Origin of the sequence: Mesorhizobium sp. M0968, from assembly GCF_040319065.1 — a bacterium.
Taxonomy (GTDB): Bacteria; Pseudomonadota; Alphaproteobacteria; order Rhizobiales; family Rhizobiaceae; genus Mesorhizobium.
This window is the reverse complement of sequence record NZ_JAMYNL010000007.1, coordinates 12,117-36,853: the sequence shown is the minus strand read 5'-3', so window position 1 is coordinate 36,853 and position 24,737 is coordinate 12,117. Positions and strand designations below refer to the sequence as shown.

Annotated in this window: 31 protein-coding genes and 1 pseudogene; 24 read left to right on the top strand and 8 right to left on the bottom strand. The window is 62.9% G+C overall.

Features of this window, described 5'->3' with window-relative positions:
* Nucleotides 1–131: 131 nt before the first annotated feature.
* The gene (locus NKH67_RS14540) at nucleotides 132–317 is read right to left on the bottom strand and encodes a hypothetical protein (RefSeq protein WP_352474196.1); all 186 of its coding nucleotides are present in this window, start codon (nucleotides 315–317) and stop codon (nucleotides 132–134) included.
* A 152-nt stretch (nucleotides 318–469) separates the two neighbouring features.
* Here NKH67_RS14540 and NKH67_RS14535 point away from each other — a divergent pair, with 152 nt between their 5' ends.
* The 6 genes from NKH67_RS14535 to NKH67_RS14510 all read left to right on the top strand — a co-directional run bounded on the left by NKH67_RS14535 (nucleotide 470) and on the right by NKH67_RS14510 (nucleotide 2,786).
* On the top strand, nucleotides 470–1,321 hold the full coding sequence (locus tag NKH67_RS14535; RefSeq protein WP_352503638.1) for an N-acetylmuramidase family protein: 852 nt from the start codon (nucleotides 470–472) through the stop codon (nucleotides 1,319–1,321).
* A 1-nt stretch (nucleotide 1,322) separates the two neighbouring features.
* The gene (locus NKH67_RS14530) at nucleotides 1,323–1,535 is read left to right on the top strand and encodes a hypothetical protein (protein ID WP_352503639.1); all 213 of its coding nucleotides are present in this window, start codon (nucleotides 1,323–1,325) and stop codon (nucleotides 1,533–1,535) included.
* The gene (locus NKH67_RS14525; protein WP_352503640.1) at nucleotides 1,535–1,804 is read left to right on the top strand and encodes a hypothetical protein; all 270 of its coding nucleotides are present in this window, start codon (nucleotides 1,535–1,537) and stop codon (nucleotides 1,802–1,804) included. The genes NKH67_RS14530 and NKH67_RS14525 overlap by 1 nt, the downstream gene beginning before the upstream one ends.
* Nucleotides 1,789–1,992 (top strand): hypothetical protein, encoded by a 204-nt coding sequence (locus tag NKH67_RS14520; RefSeq protein WP_352491004.1) that lies wholly within the window; start codon nucleotides 1,789–1,791, stop codon nucleotides 1,990–1,992. Before NKH67_RS14525 ends, NKH67_RS14520 begins: the two co-directional genes overlap by 16 nt.
* A complete protein-coding gene (locus NKH67_RS14515) occupies nucleotides 1,992–2,315 on the top strand; it encodes a hypothetical protein (RefSeq protein WP_036245970.1) in 324 nt (107 codons plus the stop codon). The genes NKH67_RS14520 and NKH67_RS14515 overlap by 1 nt, the downstream gene beginning before the upstream one ends.
* A 171-nt stretch (nucleotides 2,316–2,486) precedes the next feature.
* Complete coding sequence (locus NKH67_RS14510) at nucleotides 2,487–2,786, top strand: hypothetical protein (protein ID WP_352503641.1); 300 nt, start codon at nucleotides 2,487–2,489, stop codon at nucleotides 2,784–2,786.
* A 14-nt stretch (nucleotides 2,787–2,800) separates the two neighbouring features.
* Here NKH67_RS14510 and NKH67_RS14505 read toward each other — a convergent pair whose 3' ends face one another.
* Entirely contained in the window at nucleotides 2,801–3,076 is a 276-nt protein-coding gene (locus NKH67_RS14505; protein ID WP_352474207.1) for a hypothetical protein, read from the bottom strand.
* A gap of 168 nt (nucleotides 3,077–3,244) precedes the next feature.
* Between NKH67_RS14505 and NKH67_RS14500 the strand changes: the two genes are divergently transcribed.
* The 4 genes from NKH67_RS14500 to NKH67_RS14485 all read left to right on the top strand — a co-directional run bounded on the left by NKH67_RS14500 (nucleotide 3,245) and on the right by NKH67_RS14485 (nucleotide 4,842).
* Nucleotides 3,245–3,541: a hypothetical protein gene (locus NKH67_RS14500; RefSeq protein WP_352474209.1), complete on the top strand. Its 297-nt coding sequence runs from the start codon at nucleotides 3,245–3,247 to the stop codon at nucleotides 3,539–3,541.
* A 344-nt stretch (nucleotides 3,542–3,885) separates the two neighbouring features.
* Entirely contained in the window at nucleotides 3,886–4,191 is a 306-nt protein-coding gene (locus NKH67_RS14495; RefSeq protein WP_352474210.1) for a DUF1236 domain-containing protein, read from the top strand.
* A 124-nt stretch (nucleotides 4,192–4,315) separates the two neighbouring features.
* Nucleotides 4,316–4,528 carry a hypothetical protein gene (locus NKH67_RS14490; protein WP_352452715.1) on the top strand — a complete coding sequence of 71 codons (213 nt, stop codon included), beginning with the start codon at nucleotides 4,316–4,318 and terminating at the stop codon, nucleotides 4,526–4,528.
* 86 nt (nucleotides 4,529–4,614) lie between these two features.
* Entirely contained in the window at nucleotides 4,615–4,842 is a 228-nt protein-coding gene (locus NKH67_RS14485) for a DUF2934 domain-containing protein (RefSeq protein ID WP_352503642.1), read from the top strand.
* 137 nt (nucleotides 4,843–4,979) lie between these two features.
* On the opposite strand, the gene NKH67_RS14480 is transcribed toward NKH67_RS14485, so the two are convergent.
* Entirely contained in the window at nucleotides 4,980–5,294 is a 315-nt protein-coding gene (locus NKH67_RS14480; protein ID WP_352474216.1) for a hypothetical protein, read from the bottom strand.
* A 380-nt stretch (nucleotides 5,295–5,674) separates the two neighbouring features.
* On the opposite strand from NKH67_RS14480, the gene NKH67_RS14475 reads away from it, so the two are divergent.
* A complete protein-coding gene (locus NKH67_RS14475; RefSeq protein WP_502893750.1) occupies nucleotides 5,675–6,421 on the top strand; it encodes a hypothetical protein in 747 nt (248 codons plus the stop codon).
* A 141-nt stretch (nucleotides 6,422–6,562) separates the two neighbouring features.
* Here the strand turns inward: NKH67_RS14475 and NKH67_RS14470 are convergent, their stop codons facing one another.
* Nucleotides 6,563–6,895, bottom strand: a complete 333-nt coding sequence (locus NKH67_RS14470) for a hypothetical protein (RefSeq protein WP_352474220.1) — start codon at nucleotides 6,893–6,895, stop codon at nucleotides 6,563–6,565.
* Between the two features lie 275 nt (nucleotides 6,896–7,170).
* Between NKH67_RS14470 and NKH67_RS14465 the strand changes: the two genes are divergently transcribed.
* The 3 genes from NKH67_RS14465 (at nucleotide 7,171) to NKH67_RS14455 (ending at nucleotide 9,296) form a co-directional block, all read left to right on the top strand.
* Nucleotides 7,171–7,425, top strand: coding sequence for a hypothetical protein (locus NKH67_RS14465; RefSeq protein WP_352474222.1), 255 nt, complete (start codon nucleotides 7,171–7,173; stop codon nucleotides 7,423–7,425).
* 201 nt (nucleotides 7,426–7,626) lie between these two features.
* On the top strand, nucleotides 7,627–8,877 hold the full coding sequence (locus NKH67_RS14460) for an aconitase X (protein WP_352503643.1): 1,251 nt from the start codon (nucleotides 7,627–7,629) through the stop codon (nucleotides 8,875–8,877).
* Entirely contained in the window at nucleotides 8,874–9,296 is a 423-nt protein-coding gene (locus NKH67_RS14455) for an aconitase X swivel domain-containing protein (RefSeq protein WP_353031215.1), read from the top strand. The genes NKH67_RS14460 and NKH67_RS14455 overlap by 4 nt, the downstream gene beginning before the upstream one ends.
* Here the strand turns inward: NKH67_RS14455 and NKH67_RS14450 are convergent.
* The 4 genes and pseudogenes from NKH67_RS14450 to NKH67_RS14435 all read right to left on the bottom strand — a co-directional run bounded on the left by NKH67_RS14450 (nucleotide 9,293) and on the right by NKH67_RS14435 (nucleotide 13,780).
* Nucleotides 9,293–9,499: an SIP domain-containing protein gene (locus NKH67_RS14450; RefSeq protein WP_352503645.1), complete on the bottom strand. Its 207-nt coding sequence runs from the start codon at nucleotides 9,497–9,499 to the stop codon at nucleotides 9,293–9,295. The genes NKH67_RS14455 and NKH67_RS14450 overlap by 4 nt on opposite strands.
* Nucleotides 9,500–9,582: 83 nt before the next feature.
* Nucleotides 9,583–10,002, bottom strand: a pseudogene (locus tag NKH67_RS14445) (siderophore-interacting protein); the annotation flags it as partial.
* Nucleotides 10,003–10,376: 374 nt separating this feature from the next.
* Nucleotides 10,377–12,509: a TonB-dependent hemoglobin/transferrin/lactoferrin family receptor gene (locus tag NKH67_RS14440; RefSeq protein ID WP_352503646.1), complete on the bottom strand. Its 2,133-nt coding sequence runs from the start codon at nucleotides 12,507–12,509 to the stop codon at nucleotides 10,377–10,379.
* Nucleotides 12,510–12,748: 239 nt separating this feature from the next.
* Nucleotides 12,749–13,780 (bottom strand): LacI family DNA-binding transcriptional regulator, encoded by a 1,032-nt coding sequence (locus NKH67_RS14435; protein WP_352503647.1) that lies wholly within the window; start codon nucleotides 13,778–13,780, stop codon nucleotides 12,749–12,751.
* Nucleotides 13,781–14,153: 373 nt separating this feature from the next.
* On the opposite strand from NKH67_RS14435, the gene NKH67_RS14430 reads away from it, so the two are divergent.
* From NKH67_RS14430 to NKH67_RS14385, 10 genes are all read left to right on the top strand, one after another.
* Nucleotides 14,154–15,767 carry an extracellular solute-binding protein gene (locus NKH67_RS14430; RefSeq protein ID WP_352503648.1) on the top strand — a complete coding sequence of 538 codons (1,614 nt, stop codon included), beginning with the start codon at nucleotides 14,154–14,156 and terminating at the stop codon, nucleotides 15,765–15,767.
* Nucleotides 15,768–15,845: 78 nt separating this feature from the next.
* Nucleotides 15,846–16,706 (top strand): carbohydrate ABC transporter permease, encoded by an 861-nt coding sequence (locus NKH67_RS14425; protein ID WP_352503649.1) that lies wholly within the window; start codon nucleotides 15,846–15,848, stop codon nucleotides 16,704–16,706.
* Complete coding sequence (locus tag NKH67_RS14420; protein WP_352616465.1) at nucleotides 16,703–17,662, top strand: carbohydrate ABC transporter permease; 960 nt, start codon at nucleotides 16,703–16,705, stop codon at nucleotides 17,660–17,662. The genes NKH67_RS14425 and NKH67_RS14420 overlap by 4 nt, the downstream gene beginning before the upstream one ends.
* Complete coding sequence (locus NKH67_RS14415; RefSeq protein WP_352503651.1) at nucleotides 17,659–18,750, top strand: ABC transporter ATP-binding protein; 1,092 nt, start codon at nucleotides 17,659–17,661, stop codon at nucleotides 18,748–18,750. The genes NKH67_RS14420 and NKH67_RS14415 overlap by 4 nt, the downstream gene beginning before the upstream one ends.
* Before the next feature lie 4 nt (nucleotides 18,751–18,754).
* Nucleotides 18,755–19,816, top strand: coding sequence for an ABC transporter ATP-binding protein (locus NKH67_RS14410; protein ID WP_352503652.1), 1,062 nt, complete (start codon nucleotides 18,755–18,757; stop codon nucleotides 19,814–19,816).
* A gap of 50 nt (nucleotides 19,817–19,866) precedes the next feature.
* Entirely contained in the window at nucleotides 19,867–20,955 is a 1,089-nt protein-coding gene (locus NKH67_RS14405; protein WP_352452746.1) for a Gfo/Idh/MocA family protein, read from the top strand.
* Nucleotides 20,956–20,981: 26 nt separating this feature from the next.
* Nucleotides 20,982–21,896, top strand: coding sequence for a sugar phosphate isomerase/epimerase family protein (locus NKH67_RS14400; RefSeq protein ID WP_292661966.1), 915 nt, complete (start codon nucleotides 20,982–20,984; stop codon nucleotides 21,894–21,896).
* Nucleotides 21,897–21,933: 37 nt separating this feature from the next.
* Nucleotides 21,934–22,875, top strand: a complete 942-nt coding sequence (locus NKH67_RS14395) for a sugar ABC transporter substrate-binding protein (RefSeq protein ID WP_023675781.1) — start codon at nucleotides 21,934–21,936, stop codon at nucleotides 22,873–22,875.
* Nucleotides 22,876–22,936: 61 nt separating this feature from the next.
* The gene (locus tag NKH67_RS14390; protein ID WP_245274659.1) at nucleotides 22,937–23,941 is read left to right on the top strand and encodes an ABC transporter permease; all 1,005 of its coding nucleotides are present in this window, start codon (nucleotides 22,937–22,939) and stop codon (nucleotides 23,939–23,941) included.
* Entirely contained in the window at nucleotides 23,938–24,720 is a 783-nt protein-coding gene (locus NKH67_RS14385) for an ATP-binding cassette domain-containing protein (RefSeq protein ID WP_352474248.1), read from the top strand. Before NKH67_RS14390 ends, NKH67_RS14385 begins: the two co-directional genes overlap by 4 nt.
* Nucleotides 24,721–24,737: the final 17 nt, after the last annotated feature.

Here is a 24,737-nt window from a genome sequence, read left to right as displayed (position 1 = left end):
GTCCTCCCGCTAAAGCTACGAACGATAGACGGGAACAGTTTCATCCCGGCTAGGCAATTTCATCCAGGCCAAGCAATTTCGGGGCCGAAAACGCAGCGCGCCTGACCGCAGCGATATCGCCGGAACCGGCTTCATTTGAAGAAATCCGCAATGCCGTTGATGGCCAGCACCGCATAGACGATCGGTCCGGCGATAAACGCACAATAGAGACAGAGGATCGCCGCCAGCACCGCGAGCAACGGCTTGTCGCGAGCGACGGCGCGGAGCTCGGACTTCACCGACCAGCGTGCCGCAGCGGTTTGTTCATCATCAGACATGTGCACCATCCCGCGGCCATTTCACACGGCGGGTCGAAAACATCAACCTTCCTTGCCACATCGGCGCGGGCTGCCGCCAAATTCTGCTTTGCCGCCGCGCATCTGCTTTTTCAACCTCAAAACCTTGCCCGCGAGGGCGGAAAGGACTGCCCATGGACATGACGTTCAGGGGCGCCGCCAGGCGCCTCGATGATATAGACTTGCCGAAACTCGGTGCCCGGATCGGCGTCGGCGAGGACGAGATGCACGCGTTCCTCGATGTCGAGACCAGCGGGCACGGCTTCGACGCCGTTGGCCGGCCGGTCATCCTGTTCGAACCGCACGTCTTCTACCGCAACCTGTCGGGTGCCAAGCGGGCACAAGCGGTAGCCGCCGGCCTCGCTTATCCGAAGTGGGGCGCAAAGCCCTATCCCAGGGACAGCTACCCACGGCTCAGGGCAGCTTGTGCGATCGACGAAACCGCGGCGCTCAAATCCGCTTCGTGGGGCTTGGGCCAGGTTCTCGGCGAGAATTTCATGGCGGCAGGCTTCCTTACCGTGCAGGCGATGGCCGAGGCGATGATGGCGGACGAGGCGCTGCAACTCGGCGCGGCGATCGATTTCATCGTCGAGAAGCGGCTCGACGACAATCTGCGCAATCATGACTGGTCGGGATTCGCCAAGGGCTACAACGGCGCCGGCTATCGCAAGAACGCCTACGATACCAGGCTTGCCGAGGCCTATCACAAATGGTCGCGCATCAAGGACACGCCCTGGCCGTCTGCCGGTCCGGTGTCGTCCGCGGTCGTCCCCGCAGCCCCGCCAGAGCCCGCTAAGCCAATTGCCGTTCCCCAAGCGACCGCTACGCCCTCTGTGCCTCCCGTGCCTCCCGTGCCTCCCGTGCCTCCCGTGCCTCCCGTGCCTCCCGTGGCTGCCGTGGCTGCCGCCAGGCCCGGCCTCTGGGCAGCGCTGATCGCCGCCATCCTCAAATTATCAGCCATCCTCAAGCTATTCGGAAGGAAATGACATGTGGACCCGGATCAAGAGCTTTTTCCGCGACAGCGAGACAATATTCTGGGCGCGGCTTCAGGCGGCCATCGGCGTCATCGCGACTATCGTCACCTATGTCGACCCGCAGGTCCTTTCGCCGATTATCCCGGGGGAATGGTTCCCCTGGTTTCTTGTGATCAACGGCGTTTTGACCGAGTTCCTGCGCCGCCGCCGCGCGGAGGACTTGTGATGGCAGCGCTTCTCAGCATTCTCAGCGCCATCATCGGCAACAGGGTCGTCATGACGGTATTCGCTGCCGTGGCGGGCGGCATCGGCCTTTACGTTGCCGGCGGCATCAACCGGGCAAAGAAGGAGGCGGTCAAACAGGCCGAGGCAAAAGTCGCGGCCGCCGAGGATCGCCTGGAAATGAGGCGCGAGGCCGCCGCCGAAGAGCGCAAGGCCGCCGGCATGGCCGATGCGGCAGCAAGAGCGGAGGCCGAGAAATGGGCAAAGCGCTGATCCTCTGCGTGGTGCTCGCCGGCTGCACGACAACCGCGCCGGCCGGCAATCCGCGCCAGGTCTGGTGCGACCACAACCAGCCGCGCCGGCCATCCTCCCCGGTCGTTGCCGCCATGAGCCGGCCCGAGCTCGACGAGATGAACGCCTTCAACGGGCAGGGCGCCAGATGGTGCGGGTGGACGCCATGATGCACGAATTGCTCGACGTTCTGGGCATCAAGGCGCCGGTGTTGGTCGCCGGCCTTTCTGGCGGCATTTTGCGGGCCTTGTCGCGCCACCGCTACAAGGTCCGCGAGATGGTGGCCTCGCCGATCTGCGGCGCGCTGGCGGCGGCCTATCTGACGCTGCCGGTCGTGCATTATTTCCGCGCCGCCGGCCTGCCCATTCCTTCTCCGGACGACGACACCACGACGCTGGCCGCGGCGTTCCTCATCGGCGTCTCGGCGATGTGGATCTCGGACATCGTCTTCGAGGTTATCGTGCGCCGGTTCGGGCCGGTGAAGGAGGAATAAGCCGCCCAAGCCCGCCGAAATAGTGACGTTCAGTTGGAGCCCGCCGCGCCGAAAGGTGCGGCGGGCTTTTTGCATTTTTGCTCGCATTCTGTACGATCTTTCTTTCGCGACAGGGCGGCTCGATCCGGCGCTGCCCGACCAAGATGCGCGTTAGGCATGGGAGATGGTGTCATGCTTGCCAAGGTCCAGACACAAGCGGCAGTCCTGACAGCCGGGGCACTTCTGTTTGCCGCGACGGCCTACGCGCGGCCGGACAGCCGCGCGATGACATGCGAACAGACGCAGCTTCTGATCCAGAGGCATCGCTCTGTCGTGCTCACCACCGGCCAGAACACCTACGACCGTTACGTCCGCCAATTCGGCAATGAATGCGACTGGCCGCAGGTGCCGCGCGCCGCGTATATCAAGACGCTCGACGGTCAATGTCTGGTCTATCGCTGCCAGGAGCCGCTCTTCGACCTCCCGAATTGAAAGCAGGCGGCGGCTCATTCCTCGTCGAAAGGGCCACCTTCGCGTGCAAGATCGCGCGAAATGACACGTTCATCGGTATCGTCCGGCAAGGCCTCGTCGCTGTCCTGGTAAGCGTTATCGTCGTCCTCCTCCGGCAGTTCGCCGCTCTTCTCGACGTCATAGCGAATATCGCCGTTTTGCGGCACGCCGTCAGGGAGGATTCTCCCGCTCCGGATGGCATCCCAGTCCTGCTGCTGGATCGTCGGGCTCTCCGTCTCGTCGTCGGTTCGTTCTTTGCTGCGCGGTTCCATCGCCGGTTCTCCATAATGTCAGCGGCCCTGAATTGGCTCAGTGGTTGAACTCATAAGTCTGGCAGCCGGTTCCGGGCCGCTGCGGTCCGCGCGCATTGCCGCACGACGGAACCAATCGCGCCGGCCCGCCTTCACATTCAGAAGACACTGGCGCGAAAGGAGCTCGACATGAGACCGCTCATTTTCTTGCCGTACATGTTGGGTGCGCTGCTGCTGGCGGTGCCGGCGGCCGCGCAGCCGGGCGAACAGGCGCAATCCGACCGCTGCAAAGTCGAGCCGCCGGACCAGAACAGCCAGCAGCAGAAGCCGGCCGGCAACAATTTGTCTGATACGCTCGAGCCATGCGGTGGGGTCCTGAAGCCGCCGCCAACGGGCGATCAGGGCATGGCGGCGCCACCGCCGGATGAGGGCAAGACCCCGGTGATCAAGCCCGGCGAGGTGCCGCCACAGCCGCCAAAGCAGTAGCAGCGACGAGCGGCAACTTCGCGCCGCTCGCGCCGGCAGGTTTGTTGCACTCGCTGAGGAACATTAGCTTGTCCTAAATGTTATTTTAGACGCAGTAGATATCACCCCCCCTCCGGTATCGCTGCTGATCGGGAAACCGATCGGCCCGCGTCTTGCGACGCGGGCCACCGCAAGCTCATTCGCAGTCCATTCGCCGCATCGCGCGGGCACTTCACCGCTGTTCGATTAGCCGCCACTTACGGAACAACAAGGTGGCGTGGGCGTTTGCCTAGAGGGTTCGCCGCTTCGACCGGAATGCCGCGTCGCAATTGTAAGGGCGAGGCCCGTAACAACAGGAGTAGACGATGAAAATCCACCTTGTTCCTGCTGCGGCGGGATTGGCGTTGCTTGCCGGCGTCGGCGTGGCCACCGCGGACCAGGTGATTGTCACGCCCAAACAGCAGACGGTCATCCGCGAATACGTCCACAAGCACCCGCTGGCGTCGATCAGTCTTCTGGGGGTGGAGCTCAATATCGGTTCCACGTTGCCCGATACGGTCGAGCTGCAACCGATCGATGTTCCAGACGTGCGGTACAGATACGTCGTCGTCGGCAATCGCACCGTGCTCGTCGACCCAGACACCCGCAAGATCGTGCAGGTCATCGAGTGATCGGCGTTGCCAAACCGCGAACCGGATTTGGAAGGTCATGGCCTAAATTATCAAATGAGAGCTCCATCCCGAGGGATCGGGATGGAGCCGCTGTCGTCTCGAAACAAGGAAAGGAGCCATTCCCATGCTGCCGCATGTCGAGCCGGTCAACGTGGCCGCAGCCGTCGACAAACTGCTTGCTGAACGAGGCGATGGCCTGCTGTCGATGAAGGCGGCGATAGCACTGTTGCGCGAACGCACCGGAACCGAGCGCTCGGACGCGGACCTTGAAGGGCTGATCATCAAGAAGGCGGCGCTCCTCGGGGTCGCCGTCCTGTGTGACAGAGAGGTTCAATGACGGTGTCGCCTGCCGCTCAAGACGCCGGTCGAAATTTCAGCTAGAACAAGGTTGCTTACGCATCAACCGAGCCGACGGAGGTATCAGTGACGGACAGGCAGGAACGGATTCGCCAGCGAGCACACGCGATCTGGGAACAGGCAGGCAGGCCCGACGGGGCGCATCAGCAGCATTGGGATCAGGCTACCGCCGAAATCGACGCAGAAACCGCCGCGCCGGAGACCGCCAGCCGACCGAAGCCGAAAGCACGCCAGCCTAGGCCGGCCGCCAGCAAGGACGGAAGCAAATCCAAGGCGCGACCACGTAAAGCGTGAACGCAAGCGGATTTGATTCCAACGCTGGATCTCGCGGGTGGTCGGCCCATACATCGTTCCATGATCGGCAGCAAAACCAATCCTGACCGGACCTGCTGCCGCAAGCCCGCGATGGCAAGCCCGATCGGCGCGGCTAACTACTTACCGCAATTGTTGTCGTTGACAGTCGGTGAAACCGTCCCGGCAGGCTTGTTGGATGCATCGGGTTGAGCTCCTTGCGGGGTTGCAGGGCAGTTTTCATCCGCATTGGAGTTCATGGTACCCGTCGTGCCCATCGTGCTGCGGGTCGTGCCAGGGTCAATACCGTTCGGCTTGGGCTGGACGACGATGCTCTTCTCGCTGCCAGGCGCATTGTTGTCCGACCCGGCGTTCTGGGCCATCGCCGCGGTCGCCAGACCGGCTGCAAGTATGGAAGCTGTCACGATTTTCGTAAGCATGTTGATCTCCATCATTGGGTTATCATCATGTGGCGACTACAGAAAAAACAACCCGGGTGATGGAAAGGTTCCGGCAAAAATGACGCAGCACAGTGAAGCAAACCCGCGCAGCGCGGATCTTCTCGGCCCCCCTTGTTCTATTACCGTAGGTAGGTTTGATGTTGTGGTTTGCTGATTAGGAATTCGCCTTCTTTGGCCGCCGACCGTCGCAACGTTCGTCTGTTGCGGCGCCATCAGCTGAGTCTCGCATCGCTTCAATCGGTAGAGGCCATCCCAAAGTAAAACTTTCGGAAAATTTCACTACAAATTTCACGCGGCTGTTATTTGAAAATATACCATGAGGCCAGCGAGCTGATCGGCAACGAAACCGATCATCTTCTTGCAAATTAGTAGGTATGCAACCGGCGACGTCGCGGGCTGTTCAGCGCAACTACAGCAAGGAGAGTGTTATGACCACCTTAATCAAAACAATCACCGATGCGGTGGCAGGCAGCGCAGTTATTTTCATGCTCTCGATGCCCGTGAATGCCGCGGACGGAATTGCCGTTGGTGTTGGAACATCCATCGGCGGCAACGGCGGCATCAAAGCCGGCCTCGGCGCGACGGTTGGCGGTCGCGGCGGCATCAACGCCGGTGCCGGCGCGACGGTTGGCGGCAGCGGCGGCATCAAGGCAGGCCTCGGTGCGTCGTTGGGCGGCAGTAGCGGCATCAACGCCGGTGCCGGCGCGACGGTTGGCGGTTCCAGCGGAATCGCGGCGGGCGCCGGCGCATCGGTCGGGGGCAGAAGCGGCATCAACGCCCGTGCCGGCGCGACGATCGGCGGTTCCGGTGGCATTGCTGCCGGCGCGGGGGTAGGTATCGGCAGCGGCGTTAGGGCTGGCGCGGGGGTCGGGATCGGCAGCGGCATCAATGTCGGCGCCGGTGTCGGGATCGGCGGTGGTACCAATCCGAGCAATCCGTCCAACCCGGGCAGCCCTTCCAATCCCAGCAACCCCAGCAATCCCAGCTTGCCTCAGGTCGTTGCCGACATGTCGGGCGACAAGTTGGCCAGGATGAAGAAGCGCTGCGTTGACGTGCTCAGCAGCGGAGGCACTTACGACAGCGATCTGCGCCAATTGTGCCTGCTGATCGCCCGCCGCTAAGGCGAATACATCGGATGAATGTCGGACCAGGCCGAGAGGCCTTCGTCCACCAAAGCTCCAGCAGTCCAAAGCCCGCCATTGCGGCGGGCTTTTTTCCGAGCACGTGGCGTCAGCATGGCGGGGGCTCACACGAGCACGCGCTCAGTGTGTTTGACGGCCAGGATCCGGCGAAGCGGACGCTTCGTCTTCCAGGGAGTCCCAACCCGCGGCGGGGCTGCTTTGCATCAGCTGAGGGCACGCAAACTCCGCCAGATCGGTTTCCGCGAAGCCGTCGAACTCGATAGCCGCCCCGTAGAGCTGGGCTGCTTGCATGACGAGCCATTCGATGTCCTCGCGCGCAACATTCTCGGCGAGGTTCTGCAGTCGCGCGGCTTCGGCGACAGCAGTCAGATTGATGGCAATCCCGGACCGCAATACAGCCCGAACTCGGGAACTGACGTCTTCGTGCAGGCGAACCGAAAATCCGTAGCGCATGGAAAACCTTCCCTTCAGGAGCGGTTTGTCCCTCATGTTCCACGATGCGCCCAGGATTCGCGATTGGCAAGCGAAATTCCTTAAAAACTCGTTTTATGTCAAATAGTTAGCGTATTTTGTTGATTGCCTATCTGACGCTTGATCCGCTTCATCTGACTTCTGCATGACTCGCTGATCCGAAGGCCTTGACGCATTCTGCTCACGTACCTAACTCTACAGAAAATTAGGAACACACTAACTCAGCTGCATTTAGGCTGGTGTGACAGGAGGCCGAGATGTCCGAACTGGAACGCCCGGAACGATTGCAGATCATGCTGACCGTCGATGAACTGGCGGCGTTGGAGAACTGGCGCTTCGACAAGCACATGCCGAGCCGGTCGGCCGCGGTACGTGAGCTTTTGAGACGAGGTCTCACAGCCGATGGTTTCCTGACGGCGGCGCATGGGACCAAGTCGCGCGATTTCGGCATTCTGCCGCATTCTGCAGATGGTGACCGCAGCGCGGCCGACGGACCGTCCCAGAAGGAATAGCGCCGAAGGAATAGCGCCGTTTCCGCCGCGGATCGCCCGCTCTGCGACCGTGCTTCGCGTCTCTCTTGCTTCGCGATGAGCTGTGAACGTCTGGTCTGCTGACGGCTGCGAAGTAGAAGAGATCCAAAGCTCTGTCTTGCCAGACGCTCCGTAATCAGGGAGTGCTTGATCGGCATAGTGCGGGCTCGGGGAATATTGCCGATGACGCTGGAATTGACGGCCGGCGACCAGTCGATGCTGCATGGCGAGCAAGGCTCGGCAGCGGCTGCCGCCATGACGATCCTGGTTGCCTTTTCCAAGGCGGTCGGCGCGCGCAAGTTGCTGGACATTGCCGGTGCCCATATCGACGGCTGCCTCTATCACGGCCAGGCCAGCCTCGATTTCGTCGAAAGGCTGATCGAGGGCGGCGGCCGCGTTCGGGTGCCGACGACGCTGAATGTCGGTTCGTTCGACCTCATCCATCCCGGATTGGTGAAGATGCCGGTGTCGCAAGAAACGCCGGCGCGACGCCTGATGAAGGCGCATCTGGAACTCGGCTGCCAGGCGACCTTCACCTGCGCACCCTATCAGACCCGGTTCCGGCCAAGGTTCGGCGAGCAGATCGCCTGGGGTGAATCCAACGCCATCGTCTTTGCCAATTCGGTGATCGGCGCGCGGACCAACCGCTATGGCGATTTTATCGATTTGTGCTGCGCAATGACCGGGCGCGCGCCGGCATGGGGGCTGCATCTGAGTGAAAATCGACGAGGCCAGGTCCTGTTCGAGCTGACTGACGCTGCTTTCGAGCCAAGCGACGCTCTGTTTGTCGGCGTCGGGCTGATCATCGGGCAAAGGGCTGGCGACCGCATCCCTGTCATATCGGGCCTGCCGCAGCCGCGCGACGAGGACCAATTGAAGGCGCTGGGGGCGGCGGCGGCAACGACTGGTGCCGTGGCGCTGTTTCATGCCGTCGGCATCACGCCAGAGGCGGAGACGCCGGATGAGGCGTTGCACGGCCTGGCGCCGGAGGAAAAAATCCGGATCTCTCGCGCTGACATCCACCATGCGCTGGCCAGGCTGTCGAGCGTTCCCGACGGCGTGCAGCTCGCAGCCGTGTCGTTAGGCACGCCGCATTTCTCCCATGAAGAGTGGATGCGCCTGTTGCCGCTGCTGCGCGAAGTCGGTCCAGGCAAAGGTGTCCCGATCTATGTCAACACAGGGCGCGCGACGCTGACGCGGTTGCAGGACGAAGGCGCACTGGCCGGCATGGAAGCCTTCGGCCTTGTCCCGGTCACCGACACCTGCACCTATGTCACGTCGATCCTCGAGCGTCTCGATGGCGTGGTGATGACCAATTCGGGCAAATGGGCGCATTACGCACCTGGCAATATCGGTGTCTCGGTGGCCTTCGGTGACATGGAAGACTGCGTCCGCTCCGCTGCGGCCGGCCGCGTCGTGCGAGGCGCGCCATGAAGACGCCGGCCAGAACCGGTACATTCCACCTTTCCGGCTCGGCACAAGGCCCAGCGCTGGTGCTTTCGCAGGCGCTCAGCTTCTGGGGCGGGATCGACGTCGAAACGGGCGACATCATCGACCATTCGCATCCGGACCTGGGCGGCAATATCGCCGGCAAGATCCTGGTGATGCCGAGCGGGCGAGGGTCGTCGTCCTCGTCTTCGGTTCTGGCCGAAGCGATCCGCAGAGGCACGGCGCCGGCCGGCATTATCCTGGAGCGGCCGGACCCGATCCTTGCCGTCGGCGCCATCGTTGCCGAATTCCTCTACGAAATCAGCATGCCGCTGGTTGTCTGCGACGTGTCAGGCATTGCATCCGGCGACCGGATCGCAATCGGTCTGGGCGAAGATGCGCAAGCGATGGTGAGCAAGCTCTAGCCGGCCATCAGTCCCGCCGCGCCCCGCCGCCAGTAGGCTGCCGCCAGTGTTTCGTTGCGGCCGAGCGCCAGCGTGCCGCGCCAGTGTTCGCGCACCGTCGTGGCGGCTGCCGCTTCGGCCGCAAACCAGCCGAATGCCGAACCGGTCGGCCATGCGACTGACCGGATGGCGCGCGCCAGCCTGTCGTCGAGCCCGGCTGGCACCCATTTCTCGGCAGCCAGTGCACCTCTATTCCGGTTGCGTTGTCGACGACCTGCCGTTCGCCATCGTCGGCGATCTCTATGAAGGCCACGCCTTTGGTCTCGGCGGGCAGAGTCTCCAGCATGCGAGCCAGCGCCGGCAGGCCGGTTTCGTCGGCGCCCATGAGATACCAGGACGCCGGTCGCACCCGACGGCCGACCGGCCCCATCATGCCGATCTTCATGCCGGGCGCCGCCTGCATGGCCCAGCGGGCGCCGACGCTGTCGCCGGGGTGGATGAGGAAGTCGACCTCGATGATGCCCATTTCGACGTCGAGGGCCCGGATGGTGTAGACGCGCGCTGCCGGGCGCCTGTCGTCCGAGGGCCATGCCGGGAGGCCATTGCTGCCGAGCACGGGCCAGAGCGGATCGGGGACGTCCCTGGTCGGAAACAGCATGCGGATATGCATGCCGCCGAATTTCGCAATACGAGAGAGATCCTCGCCGGCGAAGCGGATGCGGCGCATATGCCGCGTCAGGTCGCCGACTTGGGTGACGACCATCTCACGGAACTGCGCGAGGCGGGTTTCTTCGGCGAGATCGCCGGTCCAGACGATCTCGGGACTTTCTTCCTTGGCATATACCTCTACGGCGGTGGCCAGCAGGTCCTTGATGCGGGCCAGCCCATCGCGGTCGGCGGCGTTGGCCCGCATCACCAGCCGCTCCATGTCAAGGGACGCGTCGCCGAAGGCGAAGCGGAAGTCGAGCCGCTGCCCCTCCCGCGAGGCATCGGCATCGAAGCTCTGCAGCCTGTCGCTGATGCGGTCGATGTAATGCGGCAGGTTGCGCAGGTTCAAGCGCGCTTCGCAGGCCAGTCCGCTCACTGAAGCTTCCCTCATTCTCAACCTCCGATCCTGCCTGTGAGCGCCACCTTGAAGGTGCGGCCCTTGCCCTGTTCCGTCGCCGCCGTCGTCGACCAGGCGCTTTGCGGGTCGGTGTAGGCGGTGTTGAAGACGTTATCGACGCTGAAATCGAGCTTGGCGTAGTCGTTGATGCGCCAGTTGGCAAAGACGTTGACCAGGTCGAAGCCGTCATCGACAACGACCGGCGCGTCGGGATTGGTGCGGCTTGTCCGGGTGATCTTGCCGACGCTGAGATATTGCGCACCGATGGTGAGCTGGTCTTCCAGCATGCGGAAGCCGACGGTCGCCGAGAAGCGGTCGAGCGGCGTGTTGTTCAGCGTCTGGCCGGAATAGACGCCGCTGACGACCTTGGCGTCGATCAGGGCGCCGGCGAGGTTCGCGAACCCCCAGCCATAGTCGTAGACGGCTTCGGCCTCGACGCCCTTCAGCCGCGCGTCGCCGATGTTGATCGCCATGCGCGGCAAAACGGTGAGGTCGACGTCGATATAGTCTTCGACGGCGGTGTGGAAGACGTTGACCTTGGCACGAAACAGGTCGCCCGCGGCCAGCACATCGTCATATCTCAGATTGATCCCGGCTTCCCAGTTCTTCGCCGTTTCGGGCTGCAGAAGCAGGTTAGGCTGGTAACTGTCGCCGCCGCCATGCGCGCCGCCGCCGCGATAGACGTCCTGCAGGCCTGGTGCCCGGTAGCCTTCCGAATAGGTGCCGTAGAGCTGGAAGCCATCCAACGGCATCACGCCGACGGTGAGGCGAGGCGACCAGCGATCGCCCGAAATCGAGGCTTCCGCCGGCGGCACGGTCTTCGTTTTGCCGTCGAGCTGGTAGCCGTCATAGCGCATGGCGGCGATGAGCTGCAGCCAGTCGCTGTAGTCGCCCTGCCATTGCAGGAAGCCGCCATAACCCTGCTGCTCGCCCGAACCGAAATGCGCGGCCTCCGACGTGGCCTCCAGATAGTAGTAGTCGAGGCCGTAGGTGAGGGTATGTGCCAACTCCCAGGCGTCGAAACGCGAGGAGTTCTTCAGGTTGAAGCCGGTCGTGGCGACGTCGTAATAGCGGAAGTTGCCGATCGCCGTTGCCGGCCAGACCTGCGTCTGCTCGGCGCGCGTGCGGTTGTGGTATGCGTTGACACTGAGGTCGATCAGTTCGTTGTCGTCCGGCCTCCACATATAAGCAGCCGTGTAGGTCTGGTTGGTCGTGTCGGTGTCGTAGCGGCTCAGCGTTGGCGAGGTCGAGCCGCTCGATCCGGTGATCTGGTCATTGTAGCGCTGCAGGATCGCGCCGAGCTTGAGCTCGTGGCCGTCGGCCGGCCGCAGGGTCGCCTTCATATAGCCGCTGGTGATGCTCTCGCCGGTCCATGGCACGGCGTCGCCATTGCCATCGGTGTAGCTGTCGCGGTCGCGATGAATGAGGTTGCCGATGATGTCGGCGTCGTCGCTGAAACGGTAGGCGCCGGTGGTGCTGGTGGTGAAGTCGTCGCCATTATCCTCATTGCCCAGCTTCTCGCTCAGCGCCCAGCGCTCCTCCTGCTTGAGGAAATCGCCGGCGTCCCTGGTTTCGAAGGAGACAACGCCGCCGATGCCGCCCGAGCCATAGGCGTTCGAGACCGGGCCGCGAATGACGGTCGCTTCCTTGATTAGTTCCGGCTCGACATAGAACGAGCCCGAGCCGTGGCCGACGCGCCAGTAATCCTGGCGGGCGCCGTCGAGCGTCACCACCACACGGCCATATTGTTCGAGGCCGCGAATGTTGATGGCGGTTGCCGGATCGTCGCCGTTCATCGAAGCGGCAACGCCGGGCGTGGTGCGGAACATGTCGGCGGCGGTGTCAGGCTGGATGCGTTCGAGCTCTTCCTGATCGACGGCGCTGATGGCGGCCATCGATTCGATGATCGCCGTCTTGATCATCGTCGCCGAGATGGTGATCAGGTCGAGCACGGTCGGCTCGTTCTGCCCAGTTCTAGCCTGCTGGGCGACCTTGACCGGCCGATCGGCCTTGGCGGCGGCGCCGTTCTTCTCCGGCTCCTGCGCGGCGGCCAGCGGCGCGGCACGCAGGCCGAGCGCGAAGGCGAGCGCGGTGCTCGCCATCAAGGTCTTGTTGCTTGTCTGTTTCATGCGTGCAGCCCCGGGAAAAGCAAAGATTGCTGGCGGCGGCCGTTGGCCCTGGCTGGCATGATGGAGAAGCCTCGACACACGGGCCGGGCAGGGGTACTTATTAAAACATGATGATAATAGTCAATTTAATTTTGCAGGTCTGAGCCTGATCGAAGATTCTCGGTCGGACCCTTGATCTGGCCGCCAAAATCTCGCCCGAGCGATTATGAATTTGTGACGCATCCCGTGCTTCACCTGGTTCAGATCTCCGGGATGCTTTCCCTGAAGATCACTTGCAGCCGTGGCTGGTGCAGTTCGTAAGGCAAGCCCCTGACCGCATGGGTCAAGGTGTTGAGCGCCTCGCGGGCTTCGACGCGCGGGTTCTGGTCGATGACTGCGTCGAGCGTGCCGTCGAGCAAGAGCTCCTTGGTGCCTTCCGTCACCTCATGGCCGAGAAAGACCGTCGACAGCGCGCGCCCGCGCTCCTTGAGTGCGCGGGCGATGCCGGTGTTGCCGGCGCCGACATTGTAGATGGCGGCCAGGTCCGGGTGCCGGTCCAGCAGGGCGGAGGCCTCCGAATAGGCCTTCTCCCGGTCGTCGAGCATCTCGCGCATCTCGACGATCTGCAGATTGGGCGATTCTTCCGCCAGTATGTGGCGGAAGCCCATCTCGCGCTCCTCGTGGCCGCGGTAGGAGAGCGAACCGGCGAACAGCGCGACCTTGCCCGGACGCCCTGCGCCCATGAAGCGGTTGAGCAGGTAGCCGGCGAGCCGGCCGGCGGCGCGGTTGTCGATGCCGATATAGGCAACCCTCGGCACATGTAGGATGTCGGAAGCGATGGTGACGACCCTGACGCCGCTGGCCGAAAGCGAGCGGATCGCCTCGCGGACCGTTGGATGGTCGAGCGCGATCACGCCGACGCCCTGCGTCTGCCCGTGCAGTTCCTGCAGCAGACGCGCAAGCCGGTCCGGATTGAAACCTTCGATAGTAGCGACACGGACGTCGAGGTCGGGCCGCGCCTGCGCCTGCGCCTCGATCTGGCGGTGCAGCATCTTGATGAAGGAATTGGTGCCGGCGGGCAGGGCGAAATCCAGCCGTATGACCTCGCCGCGCAGCGCGTTGAGCGAGCTCGGATTATTCGAATTTTCAGCAATATAGCCAAGCCGCTGTGCCGTTTCGAGCACGACCTCACGGGTGCGCGCCCTGACCCCGGCGCGGTTGTTGAGCACACGGTCGACCGTGGCGGCCGAAACGCCGGCCTCCCGGGCTATGTCTGTCAGGGTGGACCGCACTGTCGATCACCTCATTCCAAAACGCGCCAGGGGCGCATCGAGATCACGCATTTCATGGGTCCACCGTCGGAGAGCGGCTTCATCGCCGTCCGCGATTCTGATGGGAAATGATGTAACCGGCCTTGGCCGATGCGCAAGCCGTTGCGCTACACCAGAGTGCCCAAGCAGACCAAAGCGGGGAGGTGGGCAGCCGGGCTCCCTCAAATTCAAGCACCGGCTTCAGTATGAGAGCCTTTACAAACGCCATTCTTCCCCTCCCGTGAGATGTTATGATGTATTTTGATTATTTATGATGTTGACAGGCTTCGTATAGTGCCGTCAATATCCATCATAAGGGCCGTGGAGGAAACAAGGCCCTGAGGGAGGAGTTCCAATGTCGAATTTGATCCGCGTGTCGCGGCGCCGTTTGCTGGCGTCCGGTGGAAAGGCGGCAGTCCTTGTTGCCGCCGCAGGTATTGCACCGAAATTCATTCGCCCGAGCCGTGCCTATGCGGCCGATGCCCTGGCGCCCGGCATGATCGGCGGCCCGACGGGTTTCGACGGTTCGGAGCGCTATCAATATGGTGCCGATACGCCGGAGGGCCGCGCCATCGAGGCGGCCAAGGCGATGAAGGGCGCCGGCAAGGCGCCGGCCAAGATCGTACTTGGCCTGTCCGACGGCTCGATCGGCCAGTTGACCCAGCCGTTTCCGGCCGGCGCGCCGTCGATCAAGGATCTCTGGGAGAAGGAAACCGGCATTCCGTTGGAAATCGTCGGTGTGCCAAACGGCCAGGAATTCACCAAGACGATGCAGGACATCTCCACCAAGGGTGGGGCGTATGACATCTACGCGGTCGAATGGAACCGTCTTGGCGACCTTGCCGAAACCGGCGGCATCCTCAAGCTCGACGACTTCGTCGCGCAATACAAGCCGGAATGGGACGATCCCGAGCGCGGCTACGTCGACGGCGCCAAGGGCGTCTCGCTGCTCAACCAGTATCGCGGCTCGACCTACGGCGTGTCGCTGGATGGCGATTTCCAGACCTGGGTCTACCGCACCGATCTGTTCGGCGACGCAGCCGAGAAGAAGGCTTTCTCCGACAAATACGGCTATGAACTGGCGGCGCCGAAGACCTGGAAGCAGCATGACGAGATCGCGGCTTTCTTCCAGCGCCCGGACAAGGGCCTGTTCGGCTCGACCGATCTGCGCAACCAGGGCTGGGGCTACACCAACTGGTATCAGCGTTATGTCTCAATGTCTTCGCCCAATCAGTTCTTGTTCGACGATACCGGTAAGCCGCTGATCAATTCGGAGCAAGGTATCGCGGCGACCAGCGAGTACATCGCGTCGCTTTCGCACCATTCGCCGGATGCGATCTCCTGGGGCTGGCCGGAGCAGTACGGCAATTTCGCCAAGGGCGGCGCGGCCATGACCTGTGCCTTCTCCAATCTGCCGAAATTCCTCGACAATGCCGGCAACAAGGATTCAGCTGTCACCGGCAAGATCGGCTCGATGCTGCCGCCCGGCCGCGAAATCGACGGCAAGCTGGTCAGCCGGTCGGTGCTGTGGCTCAACCTGTCGGCGTCGGTGTCCTCGCAAGCCAAGAATCCGGAGGCCTGCTACCTGTTCCTGCAGTGGCTGGGCTCAAGCCGCATCTACGCCTGGATGACTGCCAATCCGGGCGGCTACTTCGATCCGTTCCGGCTATCGGATTTCTCGGATCCGCTGGTTCGCCAGACCTACCACGCCTACCACATGGACGTGGTGCGCGAGACGGTCGCCCGCACCGTGCCCACCATCAACTATCCCGGCGCCACCGCCTTCCACAACGCGCTGGACGAGAACCTCGTCGCCGCGCTGACCAAGGCCAAGACAGCCGAGCAGGCGATGGCCGACACCGAGGCCGAGTGGAAGAAGATTGCCCGCCGCACCGGCGAGGAGAAGCTTCTCGAAGCGATCAAGACCAACAAGGAGGCCTGGCCGACCGTCCTCGATCCGATCGCCTGATCCTTCCAGGATCCTACCAAGAAGGGGAGGAGCGGTCGCTCTTCCCCTCGGCAACGAAGGACCCAGCAAAGCCGCAAGATGAAGCGTTCAGTTCCTTTCGAGATATTCCGCTATGCCGCGATCCTTGCGGCGATGGCGGTGACGCTGGTGCCGATCCTGTGGATGGTGTCGATGGCGTTCAAGCCGATCGCCGAATGGTCGGCGACCGGCGCCGACCTGACATGGTGGCCGGAGAACCCGACACTCAGCAATTTCCGCTTCGTCTTCGGTGAGTCGACCAACAGTCTGATCGTCGCCCTCGACCGCACAGCTTTGAAGCCGATCCTGTCGTCGCTGCTGTCGGCCACATTCGGTACGGCAATCGCCATGTCGGCGGGCACCGCGGCGGCCTACGGTCTGTCGCGCTTCGGCTCGGGCCAGAACCTGCCGCTGGCGCTGATCCAGCTTCGCCTGTTTCCGCCGATGGCGGTCATGACCCCGGTGATGATCATGTGGGCCTTCCTCAATTTCACCGACAGCTGGTGGGGGCTGTCGTTGATCTACGGCATCGTCACGCTGCCTTTCGCCTTCTGGCTGATGAAGACCTTCTTCGACGACATGCCGCGCGAGATCGAGGAGGCGGCACTGGTCGAGGGCTGTTCGCGGTGGCGCGTCTTCACGCGCATCACGCTGCCGATGATGCGCGCGCCGCTGGCCAGTGCCGCGCTGTTCGTCTTCATCCTCAACTGGTCGGACTATCTGATTGCGCTGCTTCTGACGACGCGCGAATGGGTGACGGTCCCTGTCTACATGGCCTCGCTGTCCTCCTCGATGACCGGCCAACTCTACGGCGCCAAGGCGGCGCTCGGCCTGATAGCCGCAGTGCCGCCTGTCATCATGGGCATCGCCATCCAGCGCCATCTGGTGCGCGGGCTGACCTTCGGGGCGCTCAAGCAATGAGCACGGTGAATGCGACGATTTCGGAGGGCGACATGCAAGCCTCCAAAGCGGCGTCGGTGCTGCCGGACGAGGGCGCAAAGCTCGGATTCCGGCTGACGCTGCCGGCGCAGATCCTGGTGCTGTTCATCGCCGTCTTCCCGCTCCTGATGCAGCTCTACATCAGCCTGACCGACTGGTCGCCGCTGTCGGGCACCGGCTGGTGGAACGCCTGGTCGATGTGGAACAGTTTCGCCAACTACACCGACCTTGCCGCCGATGCGCGCTTCTGGAGTGCGCTGAAGCGCACGGCCATCGTCATGATCGTCTGCGTGCCGGCGGAGTTCCTGCTCGGCTTGGCGCTCGCGACACTGTTTGCGGACGAGTTCCCCGGCAAGCGGATCTTCTACTCGATCCTCTTGATGCCGATGATGGTGGTGCCGGCGGTGGCCGGCTACATGTTCTTCATGCTGTTTCAGTCGGGCGGCCCGGTCAACGACATCCTGTCGGCGATCTCAGGCTTTCCCGTCACCATCGCCTGGCTGTCGGACCCGACGCTGGCGCTCATCGCCGTCATGGTCGCCGATATCTGGCAGTGGACGCCGCTGATGTTCCTGATCCTGCTTGCCGGCCTGGTCGGCGTGCCTGAGGACCAGATCAAGGCGGCGACGCTGCTCGGTGCCAACCCTTGGCAGCGATTCATCACCATCGTGCTGCCGAAGATGAAGACGATCATCATCATCGCGCTGGCGATCAGGGTGATCGAGAACTTCAAGATCTTCGACACGCTTTACATCATGACCGGCGGCGGTCCTGGCGTCGCTACCGAAACCATCTCCGTTTACATATACAAGCTCACCACCCAGGACCTGATCTGGGGCTATGTGGCGGCAATCGCGCTGGCCATATTGATCGTGCTGTCCATCGCCGCGGTGTTTGCCATGAAACGCATGGCTCGGGTACGCGAGGTGGCGGCATGAGCACCATCCATCTGCAGAACCTGGTCAAGAAATTTGGCGATTTCATCGCGCTGAAGACGATGGACCTGGCCATTGCCGACGGCGAGTTCATGGCGCTGCTGGGGCCGTCCGGCTGCGGCAAGTCGACGACGATGAACATGATCGCCGGCATGGAAGAGCCGACCAGCGGCAAGATCCTGTTCGGCGAGCGCGACATGGCCGGCGTGCCGATGGGGCGGCGCGGCGTCGGGTTCGTCTTCCAGAACTATGCGATCTTCACTCATATGAGCGTGCGGCAGAACCTCGCCTACGGGCCGAAAATGCGCGGCGCACCAAAGGCCGAGATCGACCGCCGTGTCGGCGCCATTGCCGAGATGCTGCAACTGACGCCGCTGCTCGACCGCAAGGCCGACAGGCTGTCGGTAAACATATTGCAGCGGGTGGCGATCGGCCGTTCGGCGATCATGGAGCCGGCGATCTTCCTGCTCGACGAGCCGCTTTCCAATGTCGATGCCGCATTCCGGGCGGTGATGCGGACCGAACTGAAGCAGTTGCAGCGGCAGTTCCGGCAGACCATGGTCTACGTCACCCACGACCAGCTCGAAGCGATGACCATGGCCGACCGCATCGCGGTGATGGACCATGGCGTGCTGCAGCAAGTCGGCACGCCGCTGGAAGTCTACAACGATCCGGCCAATGTCTTCGTCGCCCGCTTCATCGGCGCGCCGGGCATGAACCTGCTCAAGGGCTGGCCGGCGGAAAGCGACCGTGGCCTGGTCGTCGATCTCGGCCCACTCGGCGTGACACCGCCGCTGCCGGTCGAGATCGCCAATGCCGTACGCAGGATGCGCGGCGAGGTGTTTTATGGCTTTCGACCGGAGCAGGTGACGCTGGCTGAAGACGGCCGTGGCCTGTCCATGCCGGTGAGTTTCGTCGAGCGGATCGGCGCGCGCACCATCATCCACCTTGGCGACGGCGAGACTGCGGTGAAGGCGGTGTTCGACAATGATGTCGGGCTGGCGATCGGGCAGACAGCCGTCGTCGCACCTGCGGTGGAGGCGGTGCGCGTCTTCGACGCCGTCACCGGCCTTGCCTTGAGAGCGGGCTGAGACCATGGCCAATATCGCCTTCCGCAATGTGACCAAACGCTACGGCAACACGCTCGCCGTCGACGACGCCTCGTTCACTGTCAACGACAATGAGTTCTTCTGCTTCTTCGGGCCGCCGCTGTCGGGCAAGTCGACGATACTGCGTCTGGTGCTCGGGCTGGAAACCCCGGACGCGGGCGAGATCCTGATCGGCGGAAAGCCGGTCAACACGGTGTCGCCGGCCGAGCGCAACGTCGCCATGGTGTTCCAGAATTTGGCGCTGTTTCCGCATATGAGCGCGCGCGCCAACATCCGCTTTCCGCTGGTCGAACGCCGGGTCGCCGAAGCCGAGATCGAAAAGCGCGTCGCCGACGTCGCGGCCAAGCTGCATATCGGCCATATCCTGCACAAGCCGCCGGCACAGCTTTCAGGCGGCGAGCGGCAGCGCGTGGCGATCGCCCGTGCGCTGGTACGGGATCCCGCCGCCTATCTGATGGACGACCCGATTTCGGCGCTCGACGCCCGGCTGCGCGAGGAAACGCGGGTCGAGCTGAAGCGCATCCAGCGCGAGCTCGGCAAGACGCTGATCTATGTCACGCACGACCAGGAAGAAGCGATGTCGGTCGCCGACCGAATGGCCATTCTGGAGAACGGCAAGATCAGGCAGATCGGCGCGCCGGCCGAGATCTATGACCGGCCGGCCAGCACCTATGTGGCGCGGCTGCTCGGGTCGCCGATGATGAACATATTGAAGTCGGTGCACGGCGCGGAAGGCGTAGAGGCGGCGGAAGGCACAGTCCGCATCGCGGATGCCGGCGCCCCGGCCGATGCCGTGGAAATTGGACTCAGGCCGGAAGACATCAAGGTCAAGGCCTGGTCGGAGGGGGGCGCGGGCCGCCCGGCGCGAGTGTTCGAGGTCGAGCCGCTCGGCGGCTACACCGTTGTGACGCTCGCCGCCGGGCAGGCGCGTCTGCGGGCGCTGTTGCGCGGCCAGCCAGACATCAGGCCGGACGCGATGGTGGCGATATCCTGCGAGCCGGGCAGGGTGCATTATTTCGGACAGAGCGGGGGAGCGCTGGCACGATGACGGCGGCTGCAAGGAACGAGCTTCGGGAGGAACATATGGCAAGCCAAGAAATGGTGGGCAACGGCTTCGAGCCGGACGTTGAAGTCCGTACCAGGGAATACAGGATCGGCTGCGTCGGCGCCGGCATGATCATGGCCGAATGTCACCTTGCCGCCTATAAGGAAGCCGGTTTCCCCGTGGTGGCGATTGCCTCGCGGACCAAGGCCAGCGCCGAGAAGGTCGCCAAACGCTGGGATATCCCAACCGTCCACGACACGCCGGAACAGCTCATCGAGGACAAGAACGTCGAGATCATCGACCTTGCCTTTCCGCCCGACCAGCAGCCGGCGCTGATCCGCCATGCGCTGAAGCAAGCACATATCAAGGCGATCCTGGCGCAGAAGCCATTGGCGCTGTCCCTTGAAGAGGCCGTCAAACTCCGCGACGAGGCGGCCAAGGCCGACAAGATCCTCTCGGTCAACCAGAACATGCGTTACGACCAGTCGATGCGCGTCTTGAAGCAGATCATCGACAGCGGCGCGCTCGGCGACATCGTTTTCGCCCAGATCGACATGCATGCGATCCCGCACTGGCAGAGCTTCCTCGAGGACTATGACCGGCTGACGCTCGCCAATATGAGCGTCCACCATCTCGACGTATTGCGCTTCCTGTTCGGCGATCCCCTGGAGATCACCACCCTGACCCGCAAGGACCCGCGCACCCGCTTCGACCATTCGGACGGCATCACCGTGTCGACGATCAAGTTCCCGTCCGGCGTGCTCGCCGTATCGCTGGAGGATGTCTGGTCCGGGCCGCGCCAGGAGGGCTACAAGGACGACCAGCACATCAATTGGCGCGTCGACGGCACCAAGGGCGTCGCCAAGGGTACCATCGGCTGGCCGACTGGCGCTGCCTCGACGCTGACCTATGCCTCGACCGAGACCACCGGTGGTGAATGGGTGACACCCAGCTGGGACACGATGTGGTTCCCGCATGCTTTTATCGGCGTCATGGAGCAGCTCCAGCACGCGGTCAAGACGGGCGAGCCGCCGGCGCTGTCGGTCGCCGACAACGTCAAGACTATGGCGCTGGTCGAAGCCGGCTATCGTTCGATCGACAAGGGCCGGACAGTCAAACTTTCCGAAATATCAACTGACTGAATCACTTACAGGGAGGACTTCACACCATGATGCAGGCAGGTATTTTCACGGGTTATTTCCCGTATGGCCTCAAGGAGACCGCGCAGAAGATCCGTGCGCTCGATTTCAACACCGTGCAGCTCGACCTGCATTTCAGGGATATCGACCTTTCCGCCGGACAGATCACCAGGGACAAGGCCAAGACTGTCCGCGACACGTTCCGCGACCACAATCTGCCGATCTGCTGCGTATCGGGCTACACCAACATCATCCATCCGGATATGGGCGAGCGCGAGAGGCGCGTCGGCTATTTGAAGGAGATCATCCGCAACGCACGCCATTTCGGCACCCCTTACGTGATCTCGGAAACCGGTACCTACAACACCGAGTCCGACTGGGTGCATCACCCGAAGAACAAGACCGAGGAAGGTTTTGAGGAATGCCGCAAGGTCATCGCCGACCTTGCCCAGACCGCCTATGACCACGGCGCGGTCTTCCTGCTCGAGACCTATGTCAACAATGTCGTCGGCTCGGTCGAGGAGACGGTGAGGATGTTCGCGCAGGTCGACCACCCAGGCCTCGGCCTGCTGATGGACCCGACCAACTATTTCGAAACGCACAACATCGACAGGATGGACCAGATCCTGAACCAGGTGTTCGACACGCTGACCGACAAGATCAAGATAGCCCACGCCAAGGACGTCAAACGCTCCGGCGGCGACAAGTCGGAGAAGCACGCCGACATCGGCGACGAGGACGCGCTGGAGAGCCACACTTTCCGCGGCGTCGGCGAGATCGAGCTGCCGGCGCCCGGTCTCGGTTCGCTGAACTACGACCTCTATCTCAAGCGGCTGGCCGAAAAGCACCCGAACATCCCGGTCATCATCGAGCATCTTTCGGAAGACGACGTGCCGCGCGCCAAGAAATTCCTCGACGGGAAATTCCGCGCCAACGGACTGTGATGGCGCGGTTCGGCTACGAAACAAGGGAGGAAGAGAAATGTTGAAATTCGCGTTGAAAATCGCTGCCGCGGCGACCGTTCTCGCCGGTGTGGCGCTGGGTACGCCGGCGCTGGCGCAGGACGCTCAGAAGACGTTCTACCTGCTGTCGCATGGCGGCCCGTCGGATGCCTTCTGGATCGACTGGAATGCCGGCGCCACCAAGGCCTGCGACCAGCTCAAGGTGACCTGCAAGATCTCGTTCAGCGGTGGCGACATGGCGGCGCAGAAGGAGGCCTTCAACTCGGCACTCGCCGCCAAGCCGGACGGCATCGCCACGACCTCGGCGCAGCCCGGCCTGTGGACCGAGGAGGTCAAGGCAGCCAAGGCGGCCGGTATCCCGATCGTGTTCTTCAACACCGACGATCCGGCAACCGGCCGGCAGGCCTATGTCGGCGCCGATCTCAAGGAGGCCGGTGTCATCTGGGCGAAATATCTGGTCGACCACAAGATGGTGAAGCAGGGCGACAAGGTGTTCCTGCCGGTCGAAGTGCCGGGCGCCAGCTACCAGCAGCTCGAGACCGAAGGCATCGCCAGCGTCTTCGATCCGCTCGGCATCAAATATGATGTGGTCGATTGCGGCACCGATCCGGCCGGCATCATCGCCAAGATGACCGACTACATGGTCGCCAACAACCCGCCGGCGATCATCGCGCTCGGCGATTCCGTCGCGGCCAGCGTCAAGCGGGTGTTCGACGGCGCCGGCGTGCCGGCCGGCAAAATCCCGGTCGTCGGCTGGGGCAATTCGAAGGAAACGGCCGAGTCAGTGAAGTCCGGCTTCATCAACGCGGCTGCCTGGCAGTTCCCGTCAGCGCAGGGCTTCATGCCGGTGGCGCTGCTCGGGTTGGCCGCCGCTGGCGAACCGATCGGCTACGACATCCACACGTTCAGCCTCTACGACGCGTCGAGCGTCGAACCGATCCTGAAACTCTACAACAAGTGATTGGAACTGACGCTCGCCGCGCAGGCGGCGGGCGTCACCCTGAGATATGGTCGAAACAGTCATGACAATTGCCGCAGAAGAGGAAATGCCGCGTGCCAAACGCAGGTCGAGCCTGATGCGCTCGCCACAGTTCTCTTCGCTCGTCATCCTGATTGTCCTGCTGGCGGTGTTCGCGATCGCCGACGCCAATTTCCTGTCGCCGCTCAACATCTCCAACATGATGGCGTTCCTGCCCGAGCTCGGCATCATCGCCCTCGGCATGACGCTGCTTCTGACGGCGGGCGAGTTCGACCTTTCGGTCGGTGCCGTGTTCGGGCTAGCGCCGGTCGTGGTCATGCTGCTGGTGCAGAACGGCGGCTTTGATATTGGCGTCGCGCTGTTGGCCGGCCTGCTGCTCTGCATAGCGATCGGGGCGATCAACGGCCTGATCGTCACCAAGATCGGCATCTCGTCCTTCCTGGTGACACTGTCGATGTTGCTCGTCGTGCGTGGGGCAGCGCTTTACATCACCCAAGGCTTTCCGCTGAAATCCTGGAACCAGCCAGGCTTCTTCGTGACGCTGCTGGCCGGCAGCTTCAATATCGGAACGTTCCGTTTCTATACCTCGCTGTGGTGGTTCATCGGCCTGTCGCTACTGGCGATCTATGTGCTGCACTACGCCAAGCTCGGCAACTGGATCAGCGCTATCGGCTCGAACCGTAACGCCGCCGTAGCGCGCGGCGTGCCGGCCGATGCGGTCAAGATCTGGCTGTTCATCCTCACCTCGGTGCTGGCCGGTCTCGCCGGCATGATCAGCGCCTTCCGCATCTCTGCCGCCTCGCCGGTGGCCGGCACCGGCTACGAGCTCGAAGTGATCGCCATGGTGGTGGTTGGCGGCACCGCGCTGACCGGTGGACGCGGCACCATTTTAGGCACCATCGTCGGCGCGCTGATGCTGCGCAGCATCCGCAACGGCATCGTGCTGATCGGCGTGCCTGGGCTCGCCTACAACATCTTCGTCGGGGTCATCATCCTTGCCATGCTCATCCTGCACGCTTTGCTGCAGAAGAACGCCGCCAGGAGCTGATCATGGAAGTGCTTCGGCTGCAGAATTTGCAAAAATCCTTCGGCAGCGTCCGCGCCCTGAAGAACGCGTCCTTCGCGCTCAACGAGGGCGAAGTGGTGGCCTTGCTCGGCGACAACGGCGCCGGGAAATCGACGCTGATCAAGGCGATCTCGGGCGTGTTTCCGGTCGATCGCGGCGAGATCTATGTGCGCGGCCAGAAGGTCTCCATCCGCTCGACGCGCGACGCGATGGATCTCGGCATCGAGACCATCCACCAGGACACCTCGCTGGCGCCCGACCTCAGCATCGCGCGCAATCTTTTCCTCGGCCGCGAGCCGGTCAATCTCAAATGGCTGGGCGTGTTCGCGCCGCTCGATCTTGCCAAATTGCGCGATGCCGCCTCGGCGCTTTTGAAGCGCGTCGGCATCTCGAAGAAACTCGACGCCGATGCACTGGTCAGCACGCTGTCGGGCGGCGAGCGCCAATCGATCGCCATTTCGCGTGCCATGCAATTTGCCGCCAAGGTCATCATCCTCGACGAGCCGACCAACAATCTCGGCGTCGAGGAAACGCACGGCGTGCTGCGCTTCGTCAAGGAAGTGCGCGACGCCGGTCACTCGGTGCTTTTGATCACCCACAACATCCATCACGTCTTCCAGGTCGCCGATCGCATCATCGTCATGCGCCGCGGCGAGATCGTCGCCGAGCAGACGGTCGCCGATACCGATCTGCTGACCGTGGAAAGCATCATCACCGGTGCCGACATGTCGGCCCTGCTCAAGGAGACGAGAGCGAAGTGAAGGACGGGAGCAAAGTG